At 45.4% G+C, this 24,433-nt stretch carries 16 protein-coding genes; 10 read left to right on the top strand and 6 right to left on the bottom strand.

Features of this window, described 5'->3' with window-relative positions; genetic code table 11:
• The first annotated feature begins 3 nt into the window (after positions 1-3).
• The 7 genes from acnD to QWZ07_RS14655 all read left to right on the top strand — a co-directional run bounded on the left by acnD (position 4) and on the right by QWZ07_RS14655 (position 9,216).
• Positions 4-2,640 (top strand): Fe/S-dependent 2-methylisocitrate dehydratase AcnD, encoded by a 2,637-nt coding sequence (acnD, locus tag QWZ07_RS14685; RefSeq protein WP_192853839.1) that lies wholly within the window; start codon positions 4-6, stop codon positions 2,638-2,640.
• 9 nt (positions 2,641-2,649) lie between these two features.
• Positions 2,650-3,822, top strand: a complete 1,173-nt coding sequence (gene prpF, locus QWZ07_RS14680) for a 2-methylaconitate cis-trans isomerase PrpF (protein ID WP_192853838.1) — start codon at positions 2,650-2,652, stop codon at positions 3,820-3,822.
• Between the two features lie 116 nt (positions 3,823-3,938).
• Positions 3,939-5,843, top strand: a complete 1,905-nt coding sequence (locus QWZ07_RS14675) for a propionyl-CoA synthetase (protein WP_192853837.1) — start codon at positions 3,939-3,941, stop codon at positions 5,841-5,843.
• Between the two features lie 146 nt (positions 5,844-5,989).
• Complete coding sequence (locus tag QWZ07_RS14670; RefSeq protein ID WP_065103993.1) at positions 5,990-6,436, top strand: hypothetical protein; 447 nt, start codon at positions 5,990-5,992, stop codon at positions 6,434-6,436.
• Between the two features lie 216 nt (positions 6,437-6,652).
• Positions 6,653-7,054, top strand: coding sequence for a YMGG-like glycine zipper-containing protein (locus QWZ07_RS14665; protein ID WP_017106724.1), 402 nt, complete (start codon positions 6,653-6,655; stop codon positions 7,052-7,054).
• A 189-nt stretch (positions 7,055-7,243) separates the two neighbouring features.
• On the top strand, positions 7,244-7,723 hold the full coding sequence (locus QWZ07_RS14660; protein WP_017106725.1) for a GNAT family N-acetyltransferase: 480 nt from the start codon (positions 7,244-7,246) through the stop codon (positions 7,721-7,723).
• 80 nt (positions 7,724-7,803) lie between these two features.
• Complete coding sequence (locus QWZ07_RS14655; RefSeq protein ID WP_192853836.1) at positions 7,804-9,216, top strand: bifunctional NUDIX hydrolase/phosphatase PAP2 family protein; 1,413 nt, start codon at positions 7,804-7,806, stop codon at positions 9,214-9,216.
• Between the two features lie 88 nt (positions 9,217-9,304).
• Here the strand turns inward: QWZ07_RS14655 and QWZ07_RS14650 are convergent, their stop codons facing one another.
• Entirely contained in the window at positions 9,305-10,114 is an 810-nt protein-coding gene (locus QWZ07_RS14650; RefSeq protein WP_192853835.1) for a Cof-type HAD-IIB family hydrolase, read from the bottom strand.
• A gap of 185 nt (positions 10,115-10,299) precedes the next feature.
• Between QWZ07_RS14650 and queE the strand changes: the two genes are divergently transcribed.
• Positions 10,300-10,968, top strand: coding sequence for a 7-carboxy-7-deazaguanine synthase QueE (gene queE / locus QWZ07_RS14645; RefSeq protein ID WP_318842399.1), 669 nt, complete (start codon positions 10,300-10,302; stop codon positions 10,966-10,968).
• Between the two features lie 60 nt (positions 10,969-11,028).
• The gene (gene queC, locus QWZ07_RS14640; protein ID WP_065103989.1) at positions 11,029-11,724 is read left to right on the top strand and encodes a 7-cyano-7-deazaguanine synthase QueC; all 696 of its coding nucleotides are present in this window, start codon (positions 11,029-11,031) and stop codon (positions 11,722-11,724) included.
• On the opposite strand, the gene QWZ07_RS14635 is transcribed toward queC, so the two are convergent.
• The 4 genes from QWZ07_RS14635 to QWZ07_RS14620 all read right to left on the bottom strand — a co-directional run bounded on the left by QWZ07_RS14635 (position 11,684) and on the right by QWZ07_RS14620 (position 16,303).
• On the bottom strand, positions 11,684-13,525 hold the full coding sequence (locus tag QWZ07_RS14635) for a diguanylate cyclase (RefSeq protein ID WP_225998528.1): 1,842 nt from the start codon (positions 13,523-13,525) through the stop codon (positions 11,684-11,686). The two genes, queC and QWZ07_RS14635, sit on opposite strands and share 41 nt — an antisense overlap.
• Positions 13,526-13,891: 366 nt before the next feature.
• A complete protein-coding gene (locus QWZ07_RS14630) occupies positions 13,892-14,242 on the bottom strand; it encodes a DUF2750 domain-containing protein (RefSeq protein ID WP_017106730.1) in 351 nt (116 codons plus the stop codon).
• Between the two features lie 136 nt (positions 14,243-14,378).
• Positions 14,379-14,996: an OmpA family protein gene (locus QWZ07_RS14625; protein WP_102315329.1), complete on the bottom strand. Its 618-nt coding sequence runs from the start codon at positions 14,994-14,996 to the stop codon at positions 14,379-14,381.
• Positions 14,996-16,303, bottom strand: coding sequence for a TolC family outer membrane protein (locus QWZ07_RS14620; protein ID WP_446697940.1), 1,308 nt, complete (start codon positions 16,301-16,303; stop codon positions 14,996-14,998). Before QWZ07_RS14620 ends, QWZ07_RS14625 begins: the two co-directional genes overlap by 1 nt.
• A 403-nt stretch (positions 16,304-16,706) precedes the next feature.
• Here QWZ07_RS14620 and QWZ07_RS14615 point away from each other — a divergent pair, with 403 nt between their 5' ends.
• Complete coding sequence (locus QWZ07_RS14615; RefSeq protein ID WP_261890941.1) at positions 16,707-23,063, top strand: VCBS domain-containing protein; 6,357 nt, start codon at positions 16,707-16,709, stop codon at positions 23,061-23,063.
• A gap of 72 nt (positions 23,064-23,135) precedes the next feature.
• Here QWZ07_RS14615 and QWZ07_RS14610 read toward each other — a convergent pair whose 3' ends face one another.
• Complete coding sequence (locus QWZ07_RS14610; protein ID WP_017110716.1) at positions 23,136-24,329, bottom strand: class I SAM-dependent methyltransferase; 1,194 nt, start codon at positions 24,327-24,329, stop codon at positions 23,136-23,138.
• Positions 24,330-24,433 lie beyond the last annotated feature (104 nt).

Here is a 24,433-nt window from a genome sequence, read left to right as displayed (position 1 = left end):
TGTATGTCTGATGTAAAACTTGAAAGAAACCAAGAGCTTGATGAAAACAAGTATCGAAAGGTTTTACCGGGAACGGGTTTAGAATATTTCGACGCTTGCGAAGCGGTAGAAGCAATATCCCCGGGCGCTTATAAAACCTTACCTTATACGTCGCGAGTATTGGCAGAGCAATTAGTAAGACGCTGTGATCCTAGAACCCTTGAAGACAGCTTAAAGCAGATCATTGAACGCAAGAGTGACTTAGATTTTCCTTGGTATCCTGCGCGAGTGGTGTGTCATGACATTCTAGGTCAGACCGCTTTAGTTGATTTAGCTGGCTTACGCGATGCGATTGCCGATCAAGGTGGAGACCCTGCCAAGGTGAACCCAGTAGTCGAAACTCAACTGATTGTTGATCACTCTTTAGCAGTGGAACATGCCGGGTTTGATAACGAAGCATTTGATAAAAACCGCGCGATTGAAGAACGCAGAAACGAAGACCGTTTTCATTTTATTGAATGGTGTAAAACCGCGTTTAAAAACGTGAGTGTGATTCCTGCGGGTAATGGGATCATGCACCAGATCAACTTGGAGAAAATGTCTCCGGTTATTCAATCTAAAGAAGGTATTGCGTTCCCCGATACCTGTGTTGGTACCGATAGCCACACTCCTCACGTTGATGCTCTGGGCGTTATTGCGATTGGTGTAGGTGGCTTGGAAGCTGAGACTGTGATGCTAGGTCGGCCTTCGATGATGCGATTGCCGGACATCGTCGGCGTGAAGCTAACGGGTCAACGACAAGAAGGGATAACGGCAACGGATATTGTGCTTGCGATTACCGAGTTTCTTCGAAATGAAAAAGTGGTTTCTAGTTACTTAGAGTTCTTTGGTGAAGGTGCTCGTGCACTGACTATTGGCGACCGTGCCACTATATCCAATATGACGCCTGAGTACGGTGCGACTGCGGGGATGTTCTACATCGATGAGCAGACTATTCAATACCTTAAACTCACAGGACGAGAGCCTGAACAAGTTGAACTAGTCGAACGCTATGCCAAGCAAACCGGACTTTGGGCTGATGACTTAGATTCCGCTCAATACGAACGTGTGCTTGAGTTTGATTTATCGAAGGTTGAGCGAAATCTTGCGGGGCCTTCGAATCCTCATCGCCGTTTGCCTACCCGCGAACTTGCCCAGCAAGGTATCAGCCAAGCTTCTTGGAAAGAGCAACACGCTGAACAATATTCTGATGAACAAATGCCAGATGGTGCCGTGATCATTGCGGCAATTACCTCTTGTACTAACACCAGTAATCCAAGAAACGTGGTCGCCGCCGCACTGGTGGCTAAGAAAGCCAATCAACTTGGATTAGTTCGCAAGCCGTGGGTGAAAACATCATTTGCTCCGGGTTCTAAAGTTGCCAAGCTCTATCTTGAGTCCGCAGGTTTGCTTCCAGAGCTTGAACAATTAGGCTTTGGTATCGTGGGTTATGCGTGTACGACCTGTAACGGAATGAGTGGGGCGTTGGATCCTAAAATCCAACAAGAGATCATCGACCGCGACCTGTATTCAACCGCTGTGTTATCGGGGAACCGAAATTTCGATGGTCGAATCCATCCATACGCAAAGCAAGCCTTTTTAGCGTCACCGCCATTGGTGGTTGCTTATGCCTTAGCGGGTACGATGCGCTTTGATATCGAGAAAGACAGTTTAGGTACGGACAACAATGGAAAGCCAATCTACTTAAGTGATTTATGGCCGAGTGATGCAGAGATCGATGCCGTTGTCGGTGAGCATGTTAAGCCTCAGCAATTCCAACAAATCTACGTAAAAATGTTCCAGACAGACGAGGAGCAGGTGACTACTGAGCCGCTTTATGACTGGCGACCTCAAAGCACCTATATACGCAGACCACCTTATTGGGAAGGGGCTCTTGCGGGAGAACGAAGCCTTTCAGGGATGAGACCTTTAGCGATTCTGGGTGACAACATCACCACAGATCACTTATCCCCTTCAAATGCGATTCTCGCTTCGAGCGCTGCGGGGGAATACCTCACCAAAATGGAAGTGCCGGAAGAGGACTTTAACTCTTACGCGACCCATCGAGGTGATCACTTAACCGCACAACGAGCAACCTTCGCCAACCCTAAACTGTTCAACGAAATGGTGAAGGACGCAGGAGAAGTCGTGCAAGGTTCATTGGCAAGGGTTGAACCCGAAGGTCAAGTTACGCGAATATGGGAAGCGATAGAAACCTACATGAACCGTAAACAACCCTTGATTGTTGTTGCGGGTGCCGATTATGGACAAGGTTCATCACGTGATTGGGCAGCCAAAGGGGTGCGCTTAGCGGGTGTTGAAGTGATTGTGGCTGAAGGCTTTGAACGAATCCACAGAACCAACTTAGTTGGCATGGGCGTGTTGCCTTTGCAGTTTAAAGCGGGAACGGATCGAAATACTTTAGAACTGGACGGCACCGAGCTTTACGACGTTTACGGCGACATTGAAGCTGGTTCTGATTTGGCTCTAGTAATCACTCGTAAAAACGGTGAAAAGCTTGATGTGCCAGTAACTTGCCGATTAGACACAGCAGACGAAGTGAACGTGTATAGCGCTGGTGGCGTATTGCAACGTTTCGCCAAAGACTTTCTCGCCCAGTAGGAGCTTGTGATGAACACTAAACAGATAAAAGTGCCTGCGACCTATATGCGAGGCGGGACGAGCAAAGGCGTTTTCTTCAACCTAAGTGATTTACCTGAATCAGCGCAAGTTGCTGGAGAGTCGAGAGATAAGTTGTTGCTGAGAGTAATTGGCAGTCCAGATCCTTATGGTAAACAAACCGATGGCATGGGTGGCGCAACTTCGAGTACCAGTAAAACCGTGATTGTTTCGAAGAGCAGTAAAGCCGATCACGATGTTGATTACCTCTTTGGTCAAGTGGCAATAGACAAGCCTTTCGTTGATTGGAGCGGTAACTGCGGTAATTTGTCTGCTGCAGTGGGCCCATTTGCTATTCATAGTGGATTGGTTGATTCAAATCGTATTCCAGAAAACGGTGTGGTCGAGGTGCGAGTATGGCAAGTGAATATAGAGAAAACCATCATTGTTCACGTGCCTATCGTTAATGGTGAAGTCCAAGAATTGGGTGATTTTGAACTCGATGGTGTCACTTTCCCCGCCGCTGAAATCCAAGTTGATTTCCTAGACCCAGCCGATGCGAGTGGTTCAATGTTTCCAACAGGGAATGTTGTCGATTTCTTAGATGTCCCAGATCTGGGTTGCATCAAAGCGACATACATCAATGCAGGAATACCAACCATTTTTGTTGATGCTGAATCGGTGGGTTATCAAGGCACAGAGCTTCAATCGGATATCAACAGCGATTCAAAAGCCTTGGCATTGTTTGAATCCATCCGAGCACATGGCGCGGTTGCAATGGGGCTGATTGATTCTTTAGAACAAGCGGAATCACGCCAACACACACCGAAAGTCGCGTTTGTTGCTAAGCCTCAAGCGTATCAAGCTTCAAGTGGTAAATCGGTATTAGCTGACGATACCGACCTTCTGGTGCGAGCTTTGTCTATGGGGCAATTGCATCACGCCATGATGGGCACAGCTGCAGTCGCCATTGCTTCAGCGGCGAGTGTTCCGGGCACGTTAGTGAACTTGGCAGCCGGTGAGGGTTCCCGTGATTTTGTGACCTTTGGCCATCCATCAGGAACCTTAAAGGTGGGAGCTAAAGCTTTGCAGACCGAAAGCGGTTGGAAAATTGAAAGGGCGATTATGAGTCGTAGTGCCCGAGTGATCATGGAAGGTGCCATTCGTGTGCCTTTTTCCAAGTAAAGCGATTGTCGTGAACGGCTAAATGTTCACGAACACAACGCTGAGAAAAGAGTGCACCCAAGTGGACAGCCAAAAGCTAGGCGCTTGGAAAATGGATAAATCATGGAGGAGGCACTATGTCTGCTACGAATCGAATGAATAGAAAAACAGATTACATCACCGAGTATCAATGGGCGAGGGAAGACCCAAATTCGTTCTGGGAAACACAATCACAAGCGATAGATTGGTTTGAGTCACCAAAAACGATATTACAAACTGACGATAACGGTATTGAGCGTTGGTTTCCTGATGGGGTGATGAATACGTGCTGGTTGGCCCTAGATTATCATTGCGAACATGGTCGTGGTGATAAAGTGGCGCTGATTTACGACTCTCCAGTGACAGGAAATCAATCCTCATACACTTACAACCAATTGCGTGATCAAGTGGCTAAAGTCGCGGGGATGTTAGCGGCGCAAGGCGTTACCAAAGGTGATCGTGTGGTGATTTATATGCCAATGATTCCTGAAGCGGCAATGGCAATGCTAGCCTGTGCTCGACTAGGCGCGGTTCACTCCGTGGTGTTTGGTGGGTTTGCTCCTCATGAGCTTGCCGTTCGAATTGAAGATGCCGAGCCTAAGGTGTTGATCACGGCATCCTGTGGTGTCGAGATAAACAAGGTGCTGCCATATAAGCCGATGGTTGATCGCGCAATCATGGACAGCCGCTGGAAGCCTGAAAAAGTCGTAGTGTTCCAAAGAGAGCAGTCTTTAGCCGAATTGAACAATGAACGCGATGTACTTTGGCAGCAAGCGGTTAGCGATGCATTGCCACACAGTTGTGTTCCTATCTTGGCAACCGATCCGTTGTATATCCTTTACACATCAGGTACTACGGGTAAGCCAAAAGGTGTTGTGCGTGACAACGGTGGTCATGCGGTCGCAATGAAATACTCGATGAGTACTATCTATGATATGCCGCAAGATGGTGTATTTTGGGCAGCTTCTGATGTCGGCTGGGTAGTGGGGCATTCCTATATTGTGTATGCACCATTGATTCATGGCTGCACGACCATTTTGTTTGAAGGCAAACCAGTACGAACGCCAGATCCGGGTGCATTCTGGCGTGTGTGTGAAGAGTACAACGTCGATGTGTTGTTTTCTGCGCCAACAGCGTTTAGGGCAATCAAGAAAGAAGATCCCGAAGGCGAGTTGCTCACCAAGTATGACTTATCATCGCTCAAGTCGATTTTCATGGCGGGAGAGCGCTTAGACCCGCCAACATTGGATTGGGTTGAATCTCATACCAATAAGCCGGTTATCGATCATTGGTGGCAAACCGAAACGGGTTGGGCTATTTCTGCCAATCCAACAGGGCTGGAATCTTTGCCAGTGAAAGCCGGCTCTTCAACGAAACCTGTACCCGGTTACCAAGTGGAGATCCTCAATGAACTCGGTGAAGTAGCCCAGCCTAATCAACAAGGATTTGTGGCTCTTAAACGCCCATTACCACCAGGTTGTCTACCGACGGTTTGGCGCAATCATGACCGATTTGAATCTGGCTATCTGAGTCAGTTCCCGGGCTATTATGTTTCTGGTGACGGTGGTTATCTCGATGAAGATGGTTACCTATTTATCATGGGGCGTATTGATGATGTGATTAATGTCGCAGGACATCGATTGTCGACTGGTGAAATGGAAGAGATCGTTGGCGGTCACCCAGCCATTGCTGAATGTGCTGTTGTGGGTATTCACGATGATTTGAAGGGGCAATTACCACTGGGTTTAGTTGTGCTAAAAGATGGCGTGAAAGTAGATAGCATTGAACTGCAAGCCGAGCTAGTGGGTAAGGTTCGTAACGAGATTGGTGCGGTTGCCTGTTTTAAGCAAGCCTTGGTGGTTGAGAGGTTGCCTAAGACGCGTTCAGGTAAGATCTTGCGTAGAACTATCCGACAGATAGCCGAAGGCGAGCAATATGTGGTGCCTTCTACTATTGATGATCCAACAAGCTTAACGGAAATTGCAGAAAAGCTAGGTAGATGAACTTTGAAGATTAATTAATCTCTATTTGGTGCGTTTATAAACGCATAGCCAAACGTGATGGTTTACCTAAACTCTACTTTATTCATCCGCTTACCCATTGCGCTTACTATGACCTCATTATGAATCCCACATATTGAGGTCTTTTTATGCGAGCCTACTTTTTACTCATAATTTTGCTTGTTAGTGGATCTGCTAATGCTGCCACTTCACAGCATGATATCAGCAGAACGTTGTTAGAACCTTTGAGTCATCCGAAGGTATTTAAATGCGTATCTAAGACTGGTGTCGATTTGTATCAAGCGGTTTTTGATATTGGCGTAGGGTATGAAGCAGATCCTATTAACTCGAAGATGATTGTTAATTCAAGGAAAGGCCGCTATGAATACCAAATCTTGGGCGCGGTAAGATCTGAAAGGGCCGGTGAAATAGTCGTGTTGACCCGTCATGTTGGTGATGGTGTGAAAGTCGCAGCGATGATTAATGATGAAAATGGTAAAATACTGGGGATAGGTGACAAAAATCATTATCGAGATTGTGGCGTAAGACCACCTCCAAGTGCTGCGGATATGCAGAACTTTTGGTCCAAAGACTAAACCTGAACGGCAATCATTCTTAAGGCGACCTTGTTGGTCGCTTTTTTGTGTCTGATGAATTAAGTACACCAATGCGATGCGTCATCAATCGGTTATGTGTTTACTACGAAATACATAGCTAAGTATGATGTATCATCTAAAGGTGGCTTTATTTATCTAGTTAACGGTTCTGCTTAAGATAGCTTCATTCCAAACGAAGAACTAAGCGAGACACTTATGACATTCACTAAACCTTTATTGCTAGCAACATTAATTGTGACTCTTTCTGGTTGTGCATCACCAGCGACAGACAACGAAAATGAAAACGCTGCGCGTAATCGCGGTGCTATAGGTGGTGCATTGCTAGGTGCTACGGCTGGTGCATTGACTGGAGATGCAAGTTTGGCCGTTAAGGGCGCAGCTCTGGGTGGCGTGACTGGCGGTGTTGCTGGTTCGATGAAAGATACTGACGACGCTCGAAATGCTCAAAGAACCCAAGTTACAGCAGATGGTTTGGCACAGGATAACCGTACTGATGCAGAAAAGCGTGTCGCTGAAGTAGAAGCGGAAATTAAGCTTATTGAACTGGAACAACAGCTTGCTGAACTCAATGAAGAGAAAGAAGACAACGGCGCATAAAGCGAGAGCTTCGAGACACGTTCTATCAGTTCTATCCAAATCAAAACAAATGGTCACTCTATGTGGCCATTTTTGCATCTAAAGCACGCAGTTCAAACAACGAATTAATTCAATAACTTGTATAGATACTCACTGTAAGTAAACTAGACTCAGTTTAATTATCAATTGGGTTTGAGAAGCGTACTTGTCATGAATGTCACCTTAAGGGCTGCAAAGCATACCGATCTAGAGCAACTGAATGAGTTGATGTTTGATCTTCACCACCATCATCATATTGCGTGTCCTGAACATTTTAAAACGGCGGAAGAGATAGAGCAGGAAAAGAGTATTGCACGATACTTAGATGATCCTGAGTGTCTGGTATATGTGGCATTAAAAGGAGAGCTGATTGTTGGCTTTATCTCGGGGCATTTCTGTGAGCTTATTTCTACCGTGAGTAAACCGGTTCAGATGGGCAGTGTCGATGAGCTTTTTGTGTTGCCGGAATATCGAAAAGCGGATGTGGCTCAAATGTTGTTTAATCGCGTTGAATCTACTTTTGAAGACTATGGTGTTACCCAGGTTTTTGTAGAGGTTTGGGACTTTAATTCACCTGCCAAGGACTTCTATCAAAAAATGGGGTTCACACCTCACATTCAATGGATGAGAAAGGCTTTGAACAAAACATAGACAGCGATTTTGTGTGGGTTTGATTACAATACGATGCATTAGCAGTCTTTCATTTTTTCTCTTATTTTTAGGTAAATTCGTTGGTTACTCGATATCTATTAGTTTTTATTCTGTCCCTTTTGAGTGCAACCTCCGCTTGGGCTAACAATACCTTGCCTGATCACATTGCGGGCGCTTTGTGTGTAGTACGTGCTGATAACCAAATCGTGTTGGTTGATGAATTGATCACCGGTCATTTATCTCTGCCCGGTGGTACTGTTGTTTCTGGTGAGCCGCCAGCTATCGCAGCGCAACGTGAAACTTGGGAAGAGGCCGGCTTGTCTGTTACGGTCGGTGATGTGTTGGGTTATACCGATAGTGCCGTTGTGTATGATTGTATTTCTGATTCTGAAGTGATCAGCTACCAAGCTCGAAATGAGTTAGGTGGCTTTGAGCTACCAATTTGGTTCGCTCCTCATTATGGAGTGGAAGTGAGTCGCGCGATGTTATTGCCGCCAACTGAATTGGAAGCAAACCAATACCGCTATCCTGAACAATGGTCTGAGATTAACGAATTCTTTCTATCCGCGAAAAATCAACCAGTGACTTACGTGACTGAGCTGGTGGGCGCAGCCCCTAGAGTTCATCAATCTGAATTGAACGGGATTGTTTCACTTCAAAACACGTTCGATAACCTGCCGAATGTTTTTGCTAATACGGTACTTTTGACTGACTTCTTAGCAAAGCCGTGGATCTTTATCGTGATCTTGCCGCTAGTTGCTTGGCATTTTGGTCGTAATTTCGCATTGAAATTTGGTTTCACGCTGATATCAGTGACTCTGCTTACGTTAATCGCTCATCAAGGTTTTGGTTTTCCTCGCCCACATGCTTATCTCCCAACGTTAAAGCTAGTGACGAGTAGTGGGTATAGCTTTCCGAGCTTGTTGGCGGCTTTATGGGTTAGTTTAACCTTGTTAGTTTGTTGGAAACTCAAACGCTTAACAGATCAGAAATCGCTGTTGATAGTGACAGTTGGACTATTGTGGATCATGTTATTCAAAACTTATTCAGGCAGCGCGTTCTTTAGTGATGTGTTGATGGGCGGCGTCTTAGGTGCCTTAACGACGTGGCATATCGTGAGATTAGACAGTAAGCCTGATATCGACATCAGTGTATTACTAAGCTCAAAAAGCGTGTGGTGGGGCTTATGCTTACTCTCAATCGTCTTAACCGTAATTTGGCCATTGCCGACCTTCACGTTTTGGGTTGCGATTTTAATGACGATTGCGTGTTTGGTGACGTTAACAGATTCAAAACCGCTAACGGGTCAGTTCTCGTTTACTATTGTGATTGGCGTGATTGTGATGTTGCTAGCGGGGAATCTATTGATAAGTTGGGCTGGTAGTTTCGTGTCTTTCAGTGGTCTCGCTTCGTTTGTTATTGAAACTTTACGTTTCCCGCTGTTGATCTTGTTGGGGGTCGTGGCCTTTCGTTTGCCTTGGAAAAGACAGTAAGCGAACTTAGTCACTTATAATGAAAGAAGGCTGTGCAATGCACAGCCTTTGTCGTTCTTGCAATAGAGTATTAATGTCACTTTAGCGATTATGAGTTGAAGATAAACTTCTCGATAGCTAATGCGACACCATGGTCATCGTTACTTGCTGTAATGTAGTCAGCGAGCTTCTTGGTTTCTTCCATTGCGTTTTCCATCGCAATACCCATGCCCGCGTATTCAAGCATATGGTGATCGTTTTCAGCATCGCCCATGCAGATCACTTCTTCCGCTGTAATCCCCAAATGTTTAGCGATTGCTTCAATACCCACACCCTTGTTTGAATTTGGGTTTAAAAACTCTAAGAAGAATGGTGCACTTTGCACGATAGTAAACTGAGTCTTAAGCTCTTGTGGCAACTTGCCGATGATTTCAGTCAGCTTGCTTGGCTCAGCGACAATCATTGTTTTGATGATTTTGTGGTCGTCTTCTAGTTGCGAAAAGTCGAACTCGGTAATCTCTAAGCCGTTAATACGCGCTTCAATCGCTGTGTACTCATTGTTCTCGGGTGTGATTAAGCCATGAAGCTTGCTGAAGGCATGCACATAACCACCTAGCTCTTGTGCTAATGCAGCAATCTGTTTCGCGGCTTTGCCATTACTGATCTCGCTGTGAATGCTCTCTTTTGTTGAAACGTTCTGAACCATGGAGCCGTTGTAGAAAAGCACAAAGTCATCTTCGCCGTTAATCGAAAGCTCGTCTAGCTTACTCTGCATGCCTTCTAAAGGGCGACCAGAAGCCAGAACCACTTTCACACCTGCAGCGCGAGCTTTAGCTATCGCGTCTTTGTTCTCTTGAGAAACCACTTTTTCACTGTTAAGTAGTGTGCCATCCATATCAAGAGCAATCAGTTTGTACATGTTTTTCCTTACCAAAAAATTAAAAGCTAACAAAATCTAATGGGCGAAAGGATAAGGGAACTTGAAAGCTCAGGCTAGGGCTTTGATCAACTCATTTATCAGTACTCATTTGTTTGACCAAAAGGGGTAAGTGCTTTAAGGTCTGCGGTTGATTAATTTCATCAAATGATTGAGCTGAGGGTAAGTTGTACAAGATTAATGAAATGTTTGAAACCATCCAGGGCGAGGGCGTATTTACCGGCGTTCCTGCTGTTTTTGTTCGTCTACAAATTTGCCCAGTAGGCTGCTCTTGGTGTGACACCAAACAGACGTGGGAAGCATTACCTGAAGATGAAACTAGCCTTGGCGATATTATGGTTAAGACAGAGGATTCACCAACTTGGTCAGCAATTGATGCTCAAGGAATCGTGAATGAATACATCAAACAAGGTTACACAGCTAAGCACATTGTGATCACAGGTGGCGAGCCGTGCATTTATGATCTTGTCCCTCTTACTGAAGCATTTGAGCAACACGGTTGTCGCTGTCAGATTGAGACCAGCGGAACATCAGAAGTAAAAGCCACACCGGACACTTGGGTTACGGTGTCACCGAAAGTCGCAATGAAAGCCAAGTTGGACATCCTTGACAGCGCACTCGTTCGTGCGAATGAAATCAAGCACCCTGTTGGCACAGGTAAAGATATCGAGCAACTAGATGCTCTTATTGCTAGAGCCGACGTTCCAGAAAAGACAGTCATTGCACTTCAACCTATTAGCCAAAAAGAACGTGCAACACAGCTGTGTATCGACACTTGTATTGAACGTAACTGGCGTTTATCTATTCAAACCCACAAATATTTGAGCATCGCATAGATCGTATTTGTTTACTGGCCTAGATAAGTCGCTAGTAAAAGATTCTCGTAAGGATTTAAGATGAAAAAAGCAGTTGTAGTATTCAGTGGTGGTCAAGACTCAACAACGTGTCTTGTTCAAGCTCTAAAAGAGTATGATGAAGTTCATGCGATTACGTTTGATTATGGTCAGCGCCATAAGCTAGAGATTGAAGTGGCAGAGTCATTGTCAAAAGAGCTTGGTGTGAAAGCACACAAAGTGATGGATGTGACCCTGTTGAATGAGCTAGCGATTAGCTCTCTAACGCGTGACGATATTCCTGTATCACACGAGCTACAAGAGAATGGATTGCCAAACTCGTTCGTTCCTGGTCGTAATATTCTTTTCTTAACACTGGCCGGTATTTACGCGTACCAAATCGGTGCTGAAACTGTGATTACTGGTGTGTGTGAAACCGATTTCTCGGGCTATCCTGATTGCCGCAATGATTTTGTAAAAGCGATGAATTCTGCGCTTGTACAAGGCATGGACAAGAAGCTCGATATCAAAACACCATTGATGTGGCTGAACAAAGCTGAAACATGGGCGATGGCTGACCAATATTCAGCACTTGAGCTTGTTCGCAATAAAACTCTGACTTGCTACAACGGCATCATCGGCGACGGTTGTGGTGATTGTCCTGCATGTGAACTAAGAAAAGTTGGCCTTAACGATTACCTAGGTGATCGCGAAGGCATTATGGCTGAGTTGGTTCGTAAACAAGCTGAGAATAAATAACATCAGGTAAGTCTATTGGGTCGTTATAAGCATCGATGATGCAATTTCGGCCATTACTCTTCGCTTGATAAAGTGCTTGGTCAAGAACCGAGTACAAGTCATCAAAGTCACTTAATGCGTTTGAGGTTGCTAGATAAGCAAAACTCGCGGTTACATTAAGTGGCTTTTTGCTTTCTGATAAGAAGACAGTGCTTGATATCGCGTAGTGCAACTCTTCAACACGCTCCCGGACTTCTGAAGGTTTAGTATCGGTCAGCATGATAAGAAACTCTTCACCGCCTAAGCGGCCAAACAATTCATCACTCATCAAGTGCTTTCTTATTTGTTGACTAATATGGACGAGTGCTCGATCACCAGTAGGGTGGCCATGTTCGTCATTTATCTTCTTGAACTTATCTAGGTCAAGCAAAACCAGAACGTGTTGCCTGTTCGTGCCTTTACAACGTTTCACTCGTTTGATTCTTCGTATTATTTCGGTTCGACTATAAGCCTTAGTCATCCTATCAATAGCCGCTCTCGCGCGAATACTCCGGTTGGTAAACACAGTAAAGCTCGCTGCGCATATTAAAAGTACGACAATGATGTTGTACATCAATCGCTGGTGTTCCATTTTCTCGATATGAAGACGATCGAGTCTAGTTTGATTCGTTAAAAAAGAGTTTTCTAATTCTTGTTCGTATTTAGCGTGCGTAAGATCAAGCGCCTCAAAAGCAAGTCGGTTGTCGATGTCTCGTGCTTCCATCTGAATGGATGAGTATCGTTGATAGAAATAGAAAGCTTGCTTGTAGTCTTCGAGTTTCTGATGGATTGTTGAAAGTTGAAGAAGTGCTTGAGCGATGTATTTATGCCTCGTGACAAGTTCTGCTAACTCTAACGCTTGTTGAGCATAATTGAGTGCTTCTGTTGTTAACTTACGCTCCTCAAACATATCGCTGATTGCCAAATAGGCGTTGATACGAATGACATCATTGTTCATTTCATTGGAAGCCGACAGAGATTCGATTAAGTAATCTCTCGCTAAATCATATTGTCGTGTTTGTGTATAGGCTTTGCCTAAGCCTAAATTTGTCAGTGCGATTCCGTAGCTATGAGAAGACGTACTTAGCAATACCTTAGCCTTTAGGAAGTGTTCAATCGCTCGTTCATTGTTGGATTGAGTTAAATATAAATCAGCAAGGCTATGGTGTACTTGAGCTTTCATTAAATCAGAGGCATCGTCCCTTAGTACCAGAGCTTCTTCCAAGTATTGTTCTGATTTTTTGTATTGTTTGAGTTCTTTGAGTAAATTGCCGACATCGTTGTAGATCCCGGAGATATCGTGACCTTGTGGAAAGACATTGATCAGTGACAGATAAGTACTTAGAGCCGCTTGATAGTCACTACGAAAATGTTGATTGTTGGCAATCACTCGATAAGTTGCAAACTTTGGTAAGACTGGATCAGCAATGCCATTTAAGTCAGCTTGAAGCGCAGAACAGTAGTAGTTAGCTTGATGATATTTGGCCTGCTCGTTAAGAGAGCGACAAAGTTGATATTTTAACAACGCACGTCCCGTCAAATCGTTACGTGATTGCATTTTGGTCAATAGTGTTAAAAAGCCTTGCTGAGCTTCTTGATATCGGCCTTGTCCATCCATCACTAGCGCTGAAATAAAAGACTCTTCTATGGATTGGTACTCGTCGTTTATTGAGGCAATACCATAGAAGGGCTGATCTCTGTGGCTCATGTAGTGATACAAGAGAGATGATATATAGAGTTTGTCTCCAAAAGAACTCAAGCTTGTATAGCGGGTTTGCAACATATTCAATGCGCGAGAAGGTGAGCGTTCTAATGTAGAAAGATAGAGGGCATTCCAGTCAGCGTTGGGGGTTGCAATAGCCCCGAGAATAGAAGTATTTTTTGAGGAATATCGATCTGATGGTGATTCTTGGCTAGCAGTAAAAAAGCTAATGAAAATCAGGGAGGTAACTAAAACGGAACGAATCACAACAGACTATTATTCAGATAAAGAACGGCATTCTATGTTTAGTTTGATCTTGCTTCAAATTTTGAATGGTTTTGGTATGAAGTTATGCGGGTGAAGTCTCTAATTTATGATATCTCTCAGACAGATAGCATAAATTAGAGAGATATCGGCCATGCGCGTTTACACGGCCGATACTGGAAACTAGATGTATAGTTTCGCCAGATCAGAAGGCTCAAGTTCTTTGCCTTCTAATGTTGCATTCCAGTTAGTACCAACAAGAACGCCGTCTTCAGCAAGAGTCAGTAACCAATCTTCTACAAAGATATCTAGTGGAATTTCTAGTACTTCGAAATCAGCCCATTCTTCAACGTTATGAGTTTGAGCATCTTCTTTTGAAGACCAGAACGGCATCACTTCGCTGTTTTCGAATTCACTTGAATCACATGCTAGCCAACCTTCATCATTGCGAAGGCCCCACACCAGTTTAGTTTCTTGTGTTTCAGAAACGAAAAGTTCTAGATTTGCTTGAATATCAGCAGTTAGTTTGCTCATGGATTAATTCTCTATGTTGATAACGACGCAAGATTAACATTATAGACGGCTTAGGTATATGCTATTCAAGGAATTATAAGAATACTGAAACGTTAGCTTAAGATAACGTTTCAGTATGGGTGGAGTGAGGTAGAAGCTACTTTTTGATTTTGGTGAAGATATGCCATTCTTCTTTGATATTGCCTTTAAAGCCAGCAACAGAAGCGACAACTTTTCGATGTAACGCGTGATTGATTTGGGTGTCATCGCTGCTGAATTCAGAATCACCATGACCGACGATGTTGACTCTAGATGGCTGAATACCGTTGCTGATGAGTGCACGTCTTACATGCGATGCTCGTTCTTTCGAAAGCTTTAGGTTGTGTGCCGCGTTACCTACTTTGCTAGCATAACCTTGTAACTCAATCGATGTACCCTCGTAACGCTTCAAAAACGCAGCCATCTGGCGTATCTGGCCAAGAAAGACTGGATTAATTTCTGTAGAGTTATTAGCAAAGAGTATGTGAAGCTCTTTTTTCTCTGATGACTCGAAATATGAACCACAACCGTCGTTATCGATTTCTGCACCAATCTGAGTATCGATACACAGATCTCGCGCGTTGATTACACCGTCATTGTCATCATCTTGAAGGTCGTAAATTTGAGTAACAGGCGGAAGAGCGCGATATTCAAATTCGTCCTCGTTGTTTTCAGCTAAAGCATTGGCAGATACAACCATGAAGCAAAGCGATAATACTGTGTTGGTAAGCTTCATTAATATTCCACCTTTTCATTCCATTCTTCTGGGATCTCAACTCGTAAACCGATGAGTAGGTTACCAGTTGCGTTCATTACGCGATATTTTGCGTATTGCTCGTCATACTTAGCGTCTAAATAGCCTTTACGAGCTTCGAATAATTCATTCTCGGTGTTAAGTAAATCGAGAAGGGTACGCTTACCGATGCGGTATTGTTTCTCATACGAGATAACTGTGTCTGATGCCGAGTCTACGTGGTCAGACAGGAACTCTTTTTGTTGTACGGTTAAATCAAGCGCACTCCATGATAAACGTAAGCTTTCTTCAACATTACGGTAAGTACTCTCGCGGAGGTCTTTGGCTTTGTTGAGTTGATAAGCGGCACTTTCAGCACGATCTTGGTCAGCACCGCCGTTGTATAGGTTGTACCTTAAACGAACCATAGCGGAAAACTCATCGCTGCTGCCTTCTGTACCGCCGGCATCATCACGCCAGGTTTGAGCGGCTTCAAAAGAAACCGTCGGGTAGTTGGTACTCTTAGATTGCTTGTATTGATACTTTGCTGAGTCAACATCGGCTTGAGCGATCTTAATTACTGGGTGCTGGTTAAACGCTTTTGCCAATGCACCGTCAACAGTGTAAGGAATAGCGCCCGCGTCTGCACGAGGGAAAGTTAGTCCAAGCGGAGATTGGCCAACAAGCCTCTTAAATTGAGTGTGAGTATCAAAAAGATTGTTTTGAGCCGCAAGTAAATTGCCGTGTGCTTTCGCAATACGAGCTTCTACTTGTGACATATCTGCTGTTGAACCAATACCGGACTCAACACGCTTACGAATATCGCTGTATATCTCTTTGTGTGTCGCTAGATTGTTTTCAGAAAGTGACAGCACTTCATAGGCTTTTACGGCGTCAAGATACACCTTAGTCACCTCTAATGCGATATCTTGAGCATTTGATAGCAATTGATAGCGAACAGATTCAGCGTCTGCGGCAGTTCGGTCGATATCATTAGAGGTGTTTGCACCGTCCCATATCAGTTGGGTAAGCGTAATCGTTGCTTCTTTTCGTGTCAGGTCAGTTGTGTCCTGATTGGTAGCAAGGTCGGTATGTTCATATCCAATCCCGCCATCTAAGTCTATACTTGGACGGTAAGCACCACCAGAAGCGTCATTAAGATAACGCTTACTGATGTATTCATTATAAGCACTTTTGATTTCAGGGTTACTTTCTAAAGTAAACGCAACGGCTTGCTCTAAGGTCTGGGCTTTAGCCGGTAAACTCAGTGCTATAGCTAACCCTAATGTTGTCTTTTGAAGCCTATTCAATGTGCATCTCCCTAAAGTTAGCTCGCATCTAAATCTTGAATTCGTGATGTTATATACGAAATTTAGATGAACCGCCAAAAAAATCACGTTCGCTAAGCTGGCGTTCGCAAATGGTTGTCAAAATGTTAACCGATCAGCGTGCGTTTTATGGTGTTTTTAGACACGTCAATCTTACGTTTTTAAATCTATTATTTTCCGCAAACACAATAACTTATATTACTGGTGTGAGCACTAAGATTGTTATGCGATGTGATCACCGTCATTAGCTTGTCACTCAAGTTGTTAAATACTAGATTCATAACTAGGAATTATATGACTTTAAGTGTTATATTTTAACTAATATTATAAATATAATGTCACTATTTTGACGTTAATGACAAGAAATGCTTTTTTAGGGGTTTATATGGACATGACAACATTGAATTTGGGTGGTGCATTAGCACTTGGCCAGCGCATTGTTATCTCGGTAGATGGTACGATTAAAGTCTTAGAAGAAGGCCAACCACTACAAACAGGGGATGTAGTTCTTGAATCTCAGAACGGATCCAATGAACCTCAGGTATCAGTAAAGCGTTTTTCACCAGAAGAAGGTGGGGAAGTTGAACTTGACCAAGACATAGCGAATATTTTTGCTGCATTAGAAGAAGGTCAAGACCCAACAGAGTTAGGTGAAGAGTTCGCTACAGCTGCTGGTCAGAATGGTTCTAGTTTGAGTGCGAGCGGAACCATCGAGCGAGATGGCGAAGAAACTATCCCCGGTACCGATTTTGTAACAACGGGTTTTGAAGCTCTGGGCATGTCCCGCACTCAGAGCCTAAGCCTTCTAGATGCCTTTCGCTCGTTTGAGCAACCTAACAACGATCCCACTTTTGTTGATAACAACAATTCACCTATCGGTGACACTGTCTCTTTTACCACAAATGAAGATACGCCAGTAAACGGAACCTTGTCGGCTTCAGACGAAGATGGCAATTCTCTGTCTTTCGTTAAAGCTACAGATCCTTCGAACGGCTCTGTTGTTATCGATGAAAACGGCGACTGGACTTATACACCCAATGAAAACTACAACGGTGATGACAGCTTTACCGTAGAAGTCTCTGACGGCCAAGGTGGCACAGACACAATAATCGTTAATATCGATGTTACTCCTATTAATGACGTTCCGACCTTAACGGCGGATACCGGTTCGGTGACCGAAGACACAGGCGTTGATGGCAGCGGCAACCTGACCGACAGCGGCACCTTGGCGGCGGGCACAGGCGGCGACGCGGGCGAAGACAAGTTCACAGCAGAGACGGGTCTGACCGGCACGGGTGGCTACGGCACGCTTGATGTCGACGCGAATGGCAACTGGACTTACACCGCAGACAACGAGCAAGCGGCAATCCAAGGGCTGAAAGCGAATGAGACGCTAACAGACACCATCACGGTGACGAACGCGGATGGCGTGACCACGACGACCGTGACGATCACCATCAACGGCACCGATGACGTTCCGACCTTAACGGCGGATACCGGTTCGGTGACCGAAGACACAGGCGTTGATGGCAGCGGCAACCTGACCGACAGCGGCACCTTGGCGGCGGGCACAGGCGGCGACGCGGGCGAAGACAAGTTCACAGCAGAGACGGGTCTGACCGGCACGGGTGGCTACGGCACGCTTGATGTCGACGCGAATGGCAACTGGACTTACACCGCAGACAACGAGCAAGCGGCAATCCAAGGGCTGAAAGCGAATGAGACGCTAACAGACACCATCACGGTGACGAACGCGGATGGCGTGACCACGACGACCGTGACGATCACCATCAACGGCACCGATGACGTTCCGACCTTAACGGCGGATACCGGTTCGGTGACCGAAGACACAGGCGTTGATGGCAGCGGCAACCTGACCGACAGCGGCACCTTGGCGGCGGGCACAGGCGGCGACGCGGGCGAAGACAAGTTCACAGCAGAGACGGGTCTGACCGGCACGGGTGGCTACGGCACGCTTGATGTCGACGCGAATGGCAACTGGACTTACACCGCAGACAACGAGCAAGCGGCAATCCAAGGGCTGAAAGCGAATGAGACGCTAACAGACACCATCACGGTGACGAACGCGGATGGCGTGACCACGACGACCGTGACGATCACCATCAACGGCACCGATGACGTTCCGACCTTAACGGCGGATACCGGTTCGGTGACCGAAGACACAGGCGTTGATGGCAGCGGCAACCTGACCGACAGCGGCACCTTGGCGGCGGGCACAGGCGGCGACGCGGGCGAAGACAAGTTCACAGCAGAGACGGGTCTGACCGGCACGGGTGGCTACGGCACGCTTGATGTCGACGCGAATGGCAACTGGACTTACACCGCAGACAACGAGCAAGCGGCAATCCAAGGGCTGAAAGCGAATGAGACGCTAACAGACACCATCACGGTGACGAACGCGGATGGCGTGACCACGACGACCGTGACGATCACCATCAACGGCACCGATGACGTTCCGACCTTAACGGCGGATACCGGTTCGGTGACCGAAGACACAGGCGTTGATGGCAGCGGCAACCTGACCGACAGCGGCACCTTGGCGGCGGGCACAGGCGGCGACGCGGGCGAAGACAAGTTCACAGCAGAGACGGGTCTGACCGGCACGGGTGGCTACGGCACGCTTGATGTCGACGCGAATGGCAACTGGACTTACACCGCAGACAACGAGCAAGCGGCAATCCAAGGGCTGAAAGCGAATGAGACGCTAACAGACACCATCACGGTGACGAACGCGGATGGCGTGACCACGACGACCGTGACGATCACCATCAACGGCACCGATGACGTTCCGACCTTAACGGCGGATACCGGTTCGGTGACCGAAGACACAGGCGTTGATGGCAGCGGCAACCTGACCGACAGCGGCACCTTGGCGGCGGGCACAGGCGGCGACGCGGGCGAAGACAAGTTCACAGCAGAGACGGGTCTGACCGGCACGGGTGGCTACGGCACGCTTGATGTCGACGCGAATGGCAACTGGACTTACACCGCAGACAACGAGCAAGCGGCAATCCAAGGGCTGAAAGCGAATGAGACGCTAACAGACACCATCACGGTGACGAACGCGGATGGCGTGACCACGACGACCGTGACGATCACCATCAACGGCACCGATGACGTTCCGACGGCAGAGAGCTTCACTGAAACAACCGTGGACTGCGCTACTTCTATCGACTTTGCTCCCCACACTAGTGACGAAGAAGATGATGCTGTAGGCGTTGAGACTTCCGTTATCGTAGAGAGTGCCCCAGTGTTTGGTACTTTGTATGAAGTTGCAGACGACGGAACTAAGACAGAAGTCGTTATCGGTCAAGAGTATGGCGATTCAGACAACTTTGAATATGTAGTTGATTCAAATATTGCCGAGCAGCTTAGTTTTAGTGCGTCAGATCTTTCATCACTAATTGACACTTCGAATGGAAGTACATCAATCGGTTACTTCAACGACCTAGTTTCTATTTCAGCCGGAACTTATACTGGTAATTCCCCAGTAGGTAATGACGTAGTGAGTAATCCAGGGGTTTACCTAAATTACGATGACTATAGAGTAGAAGATGGCTTTGGCGTCTCAACCAGTAAGAGCGGTCAAAGTGAGTTAGACGTTACATCAAAAGAATTTATTTCTGTTGATTTTGGAAATAGTGGCGCCGAAATTTTGTCTGCTAATTTAGAATTTGGAAGCGTTTTTGGTAACTACAACGCTAACAGTAGTGCCGATGGTGAAATTAATGTCGTTGCACTAGACGCATCTGGCAATGTTGTTGGGACATTTAACTTTAATACTGAAAACACTTCAAATTCTGGTAATGAATATACGCTTTCTATAGACGGTAATGGCAACTCTATAGTTAATGTATCTATTCCAGATGGCAACGGCGGATTTGTACCATTTACAGAGTTAAGAGTCTTTACTACCCAAGATGGCTCTGCTAATCCAAATAGAAATTCAAATATTACTTTTAAAGGCGTAGACGTAGTGGACGCCAAAGTAACAGAGACTATTGATTATAAAGCGGAAGACTCTACCGATTTAGAGAGTGCGTCAGCACAGGTAACGATCGTCACGGATTCAATAGTAAAACCGTCACCAGAGGTTACTAGTGTTTCTCGAGATGTTTCTGAAGACTCTGATTCAGTACAAACTGTTTCTGGCAATATAGAGGTTTTATACGCGGATAGCATAGTTTTAGAAGAGCCTTCGGAGAGTTATACATCAGCGGGACAAAATATCACTTGGTCTTCATCAAACGGTGGCCAAACCTTAATTGGTAGTGCGAATGGCCTAGCAGTGATTACTGCAATTATCGATGATGTTGGGAATTACTCTGTGACTCTCAATGGGCCGGTCGATCATTTAGACGCCAATGTTCCATTAGACGAAATGTCCATTGCTATTGGGATCGTTGCAAGTAACGAAGCTGGTACTCAAACCGGATCTATTTCTCTAACTATCGATGATGATGTTCCTGTCGCTCAGCCGATTATTAATGACTTACAACCCTCAGCAAAAGCTGGTGCAAACGTGCAGCTTATCTTGGATGTATCCGGCTCTATGGCGTGGGATTCAGTTACGGGTCAAAGCACTATTACGAACGAGTCTAGATTGTCGATTATGCAAGACGCGGCGAAACAGCTGCTTGCTGAATACCAAAGCTTAGGTGTTACACAGGTTCAAATAGTCACGTTTTCAGGCAGTTCAAATGCCCAAGATGGCGCAAGTGGTACAAGCTGGATGTCTGTTACCGAAGCCTTAGAGCTTATTAATAATTTGACGGCAGATGGCGCAACTTATTACGACAGTGCTATTGATGCGGCGATGGACCACTGGACTGACGTAGGTAAGGTTGACGGTAACCCATCTAACATTACTTACTTTTTATCTGATGGTGCGCCAAATTCTGGCGGTGCCTTAACAGACTCGGAAAAATCTAGCTGGGAAAGCTTCGTAGAATCTAACGATATTACGGCATTGGCTTACGGAATGGGCGAAGCCGTACCAATAAGCTACCTTGAAGACATTGCTTATAACGGCGCAACAGACAGTGAAATAGGAGCCGTTGTTGTTCCTGATATTACTCAGCTTCCACCAATCATTCTTCAATCGGTTGTTGATCCTATTTCAGGTGAGGTTGTGAACGACGGCAGCAACGGTTCTATTAGCGGTTTTGGAGCTGATGGCGGGCACGTCTCTGAAGTGAAATACGGTGGAACAACAGTTTCTTATGATGGTAGTACAGTATCTGTTTCAGGTTTGGAACCAGGTGTTAGTACTGCGATAGACGGTAGCGAAATATCGATTTTTATCGACAATAGTCATACGTTAGTTTTAGACATGGCTACAGGGTCTTACCAATTCTTCGCTGCTGTTGTTGATAACGATATTTCGTTAGATTTTGATTATGAACTATCCGACTTAGATGGCGATACGAGCAATAGCAGTATGACTTTTAATATCCAAGCTCCAGTGCTCGATGCTAACGATGACGTGACATCAACTATTGAGTTGGTTCCTGTTTTGATTGATGTACTAGCGAATGATTACAACCCACACGCATTGACATCAGCTTTGATTTTATCCAGTGTGGCTTTGGTCAATCCAGCTTTAGGTCAAGTATCAATTGTCGATGGTAAAGTTTTGTTTGTGCCGAACGATAGCGCTAGTGCTGGTGACATAGTGGAAATTTCGTACACAGCTACCGATAAGAATGGTAATAGTGATACAGCTACTATGTCAGTTACGATGACAGGGCACAGCGGAAACATCATATCTGATGGAGTAGGTATCAATGCGGTTTATATGCCTCAAGGGACCGTTTCAAGTAACCATGGCGATGATTGGCAAAATCAGCCACAACCATCTATAACCGTTAACGGTATTAAAGTAGAACGCGGCCAGCAAAACCCTTCACTGACTGATGCCGCGGATTTGATTGTTACCGGTGGTGATAATGACCATGTAGAAGGTGGTGATTTTGATGACATTATCCATCTTGGCGATAGTGGCAGCAATGCGGCATTCGATTTGCAGGATGCTACAGAGTTCGTTGAACTGGATGTTGACGATATTTACCAAGGGAACAATGAAGACGGTACTCTTGAATCTCCGTACGTGGCGCCAAGTTGGGCTGATGTAGGTCAAGGTGGTGCTGGAAATGATGTGATTTTAGGTGAGTCTGGCATAGATTTGATTTCTGGCGGTTCTGGGAATGACTATCTAGATGGTGGCTCAGAAAATGATTACATTCGTGCCGGTAGCGGTAATGATATTGTTATTGGAGGCTCAGGAGATGATCATTTGAGAGGTGAGGATGGTAATGACATCCTTATTGGTGGCCTTGGAGATGACATTTTAACCGGGGATGACGGTGACGATTTGTTCCAATGGGTTGACCAACCATTCCAAGGCGATGTTGATACCATTACCGACTTTGCTTTGGGTGAAGACCATTTGGATATCTCTCAACTGCTGCCGACTGAGAATAATATGTCAGATCTTTTAGAACACATCGCTATTGAAAAAGTGGATAACGGCGGTGGTGATAAAGATCTGGTGATCACTATCTCTGAAGGTGCCAATAACAGTGGTCAGACACAAACGATTGTACTCGATAATACGGGGAATCAGTTTGACTCTGTGAACGCTCAAGGTGACGGTAGTGTGATAAGCAGTGATTTGAGTAACTTGGTTAATCAACTCTTTGTGAACTTACCAGACCAATAACAAAAAAGGGCCGAAAGGCCCTTTTTTAATACATCTGTTTTGCTATAGAAGCTTGATTCTAAGGCTCTGAAATTAAAGAACCTTACAAGCAAAACCTTTCAAGTAGAAACCTTCTGGGTAAGCTGTATCGATCAAGTGATCGGCAGCTTGCTCGAAGCGTTCAACAAATTTCACAGTTCTGCCTGCATCTAGAGCGGCATCAGCAATGATTTTTTGGAATAGATCTGCACCCATCAAACCAGAGCAAGAGTAAGTGAGTAGTGTTCCACCTGGCTTAAGGATTTGCATCGCAAGCATGTTAACGTCTTTATAGCCGTTAGCACCCGATGTTAGGTTGTTCTTACTTGAAACGAATTTTGGTGGATCCATGATAACGACATCAAACTTAGTGCCTTGATCTCGGTATTCGCGAAGCAGTTTGAATACGTCTGCGTTTAGGAATACAGCACGCTTTTTCGAGATGTCGAATTCATTCAGTTCAGCGTTGAACTTAGCTGTATCGAGAGCCAGCTGAGATACATCTGCGTTGATTACACGCTTAGCATCACCTTTAAGGGCATACAGACCAAAACCACCGGTGTATGAGAAACAGTTAAGAACATCTTTGCCTTTAACGTACTTCATTGACTCTTTACGGCTATCACGTTGATCCATATAGAAGCCTGTTTTATGGCCTTCCATGATGTTCACGCTGATCTTCACGCCGTTTTCTTCAATGATTACTGACTTAGGTGGCTCTTCGCCATGCAGTACACCTACAGTTTGTTCTAAGCCTTCTTTTTTACGAACTGCTACGTCAGAGCGTTCGTAAATATTGCAATCAGGGAAGCACTCAACTAGGGCTTCAACGATAATGCTCTTGTTGAACTCAGCGCCAGCACTCAGTAGCTGGCAAACTAAGAAGTCTTGGTACTTGTCGATAGTAATACCTGGTAGGCCGTCAGATTCAGCTGCCGTTAAGCGGTATCCTGTCAAACCATCGCGTTCGATAATATCTTCACGCAGTGATTGTGCGTCTTTAAATCTTTTGATGAAAAACGCTTTATTGATTTCTTCCTTTTCAAATGTCCAAACACGAGCACGAATTTGAGAAGCAGGAGAGTAAGCTGCTTTTGCAAGCCACTGACCATTTTGAGCATATACGTCTACAGTTTCACCTTGTTGTGGCTCGCCTTCAACCTTATCGATACCGCGTGAAAATACCCATGGGTGTTTACGACGTAACGATTTGTCTCGGGCTTTAGCTAGATGAATAGAAGGAGTCATAATTTACTCTGTTGGTTGAAATTTGAAGGAGACGTATTGTCGGGGAAGTCAAATCGAAAAGCAAATAAGAAAGGGCTGCAGAAGCAGCCCAAATATCGATATTT

This window comes from Vibrio lentus, assembly GCF_030409755.1.
Classification (GTDB): Bacteria; Pseudomonadota; Gammaproteobacteria; order Enterobacterales; family Vibrionaceae; genus Vibrio; species Vibrio lentus.
This window is presented reverse-complemented; position numbering and strand designations above follow the sequence as displayed.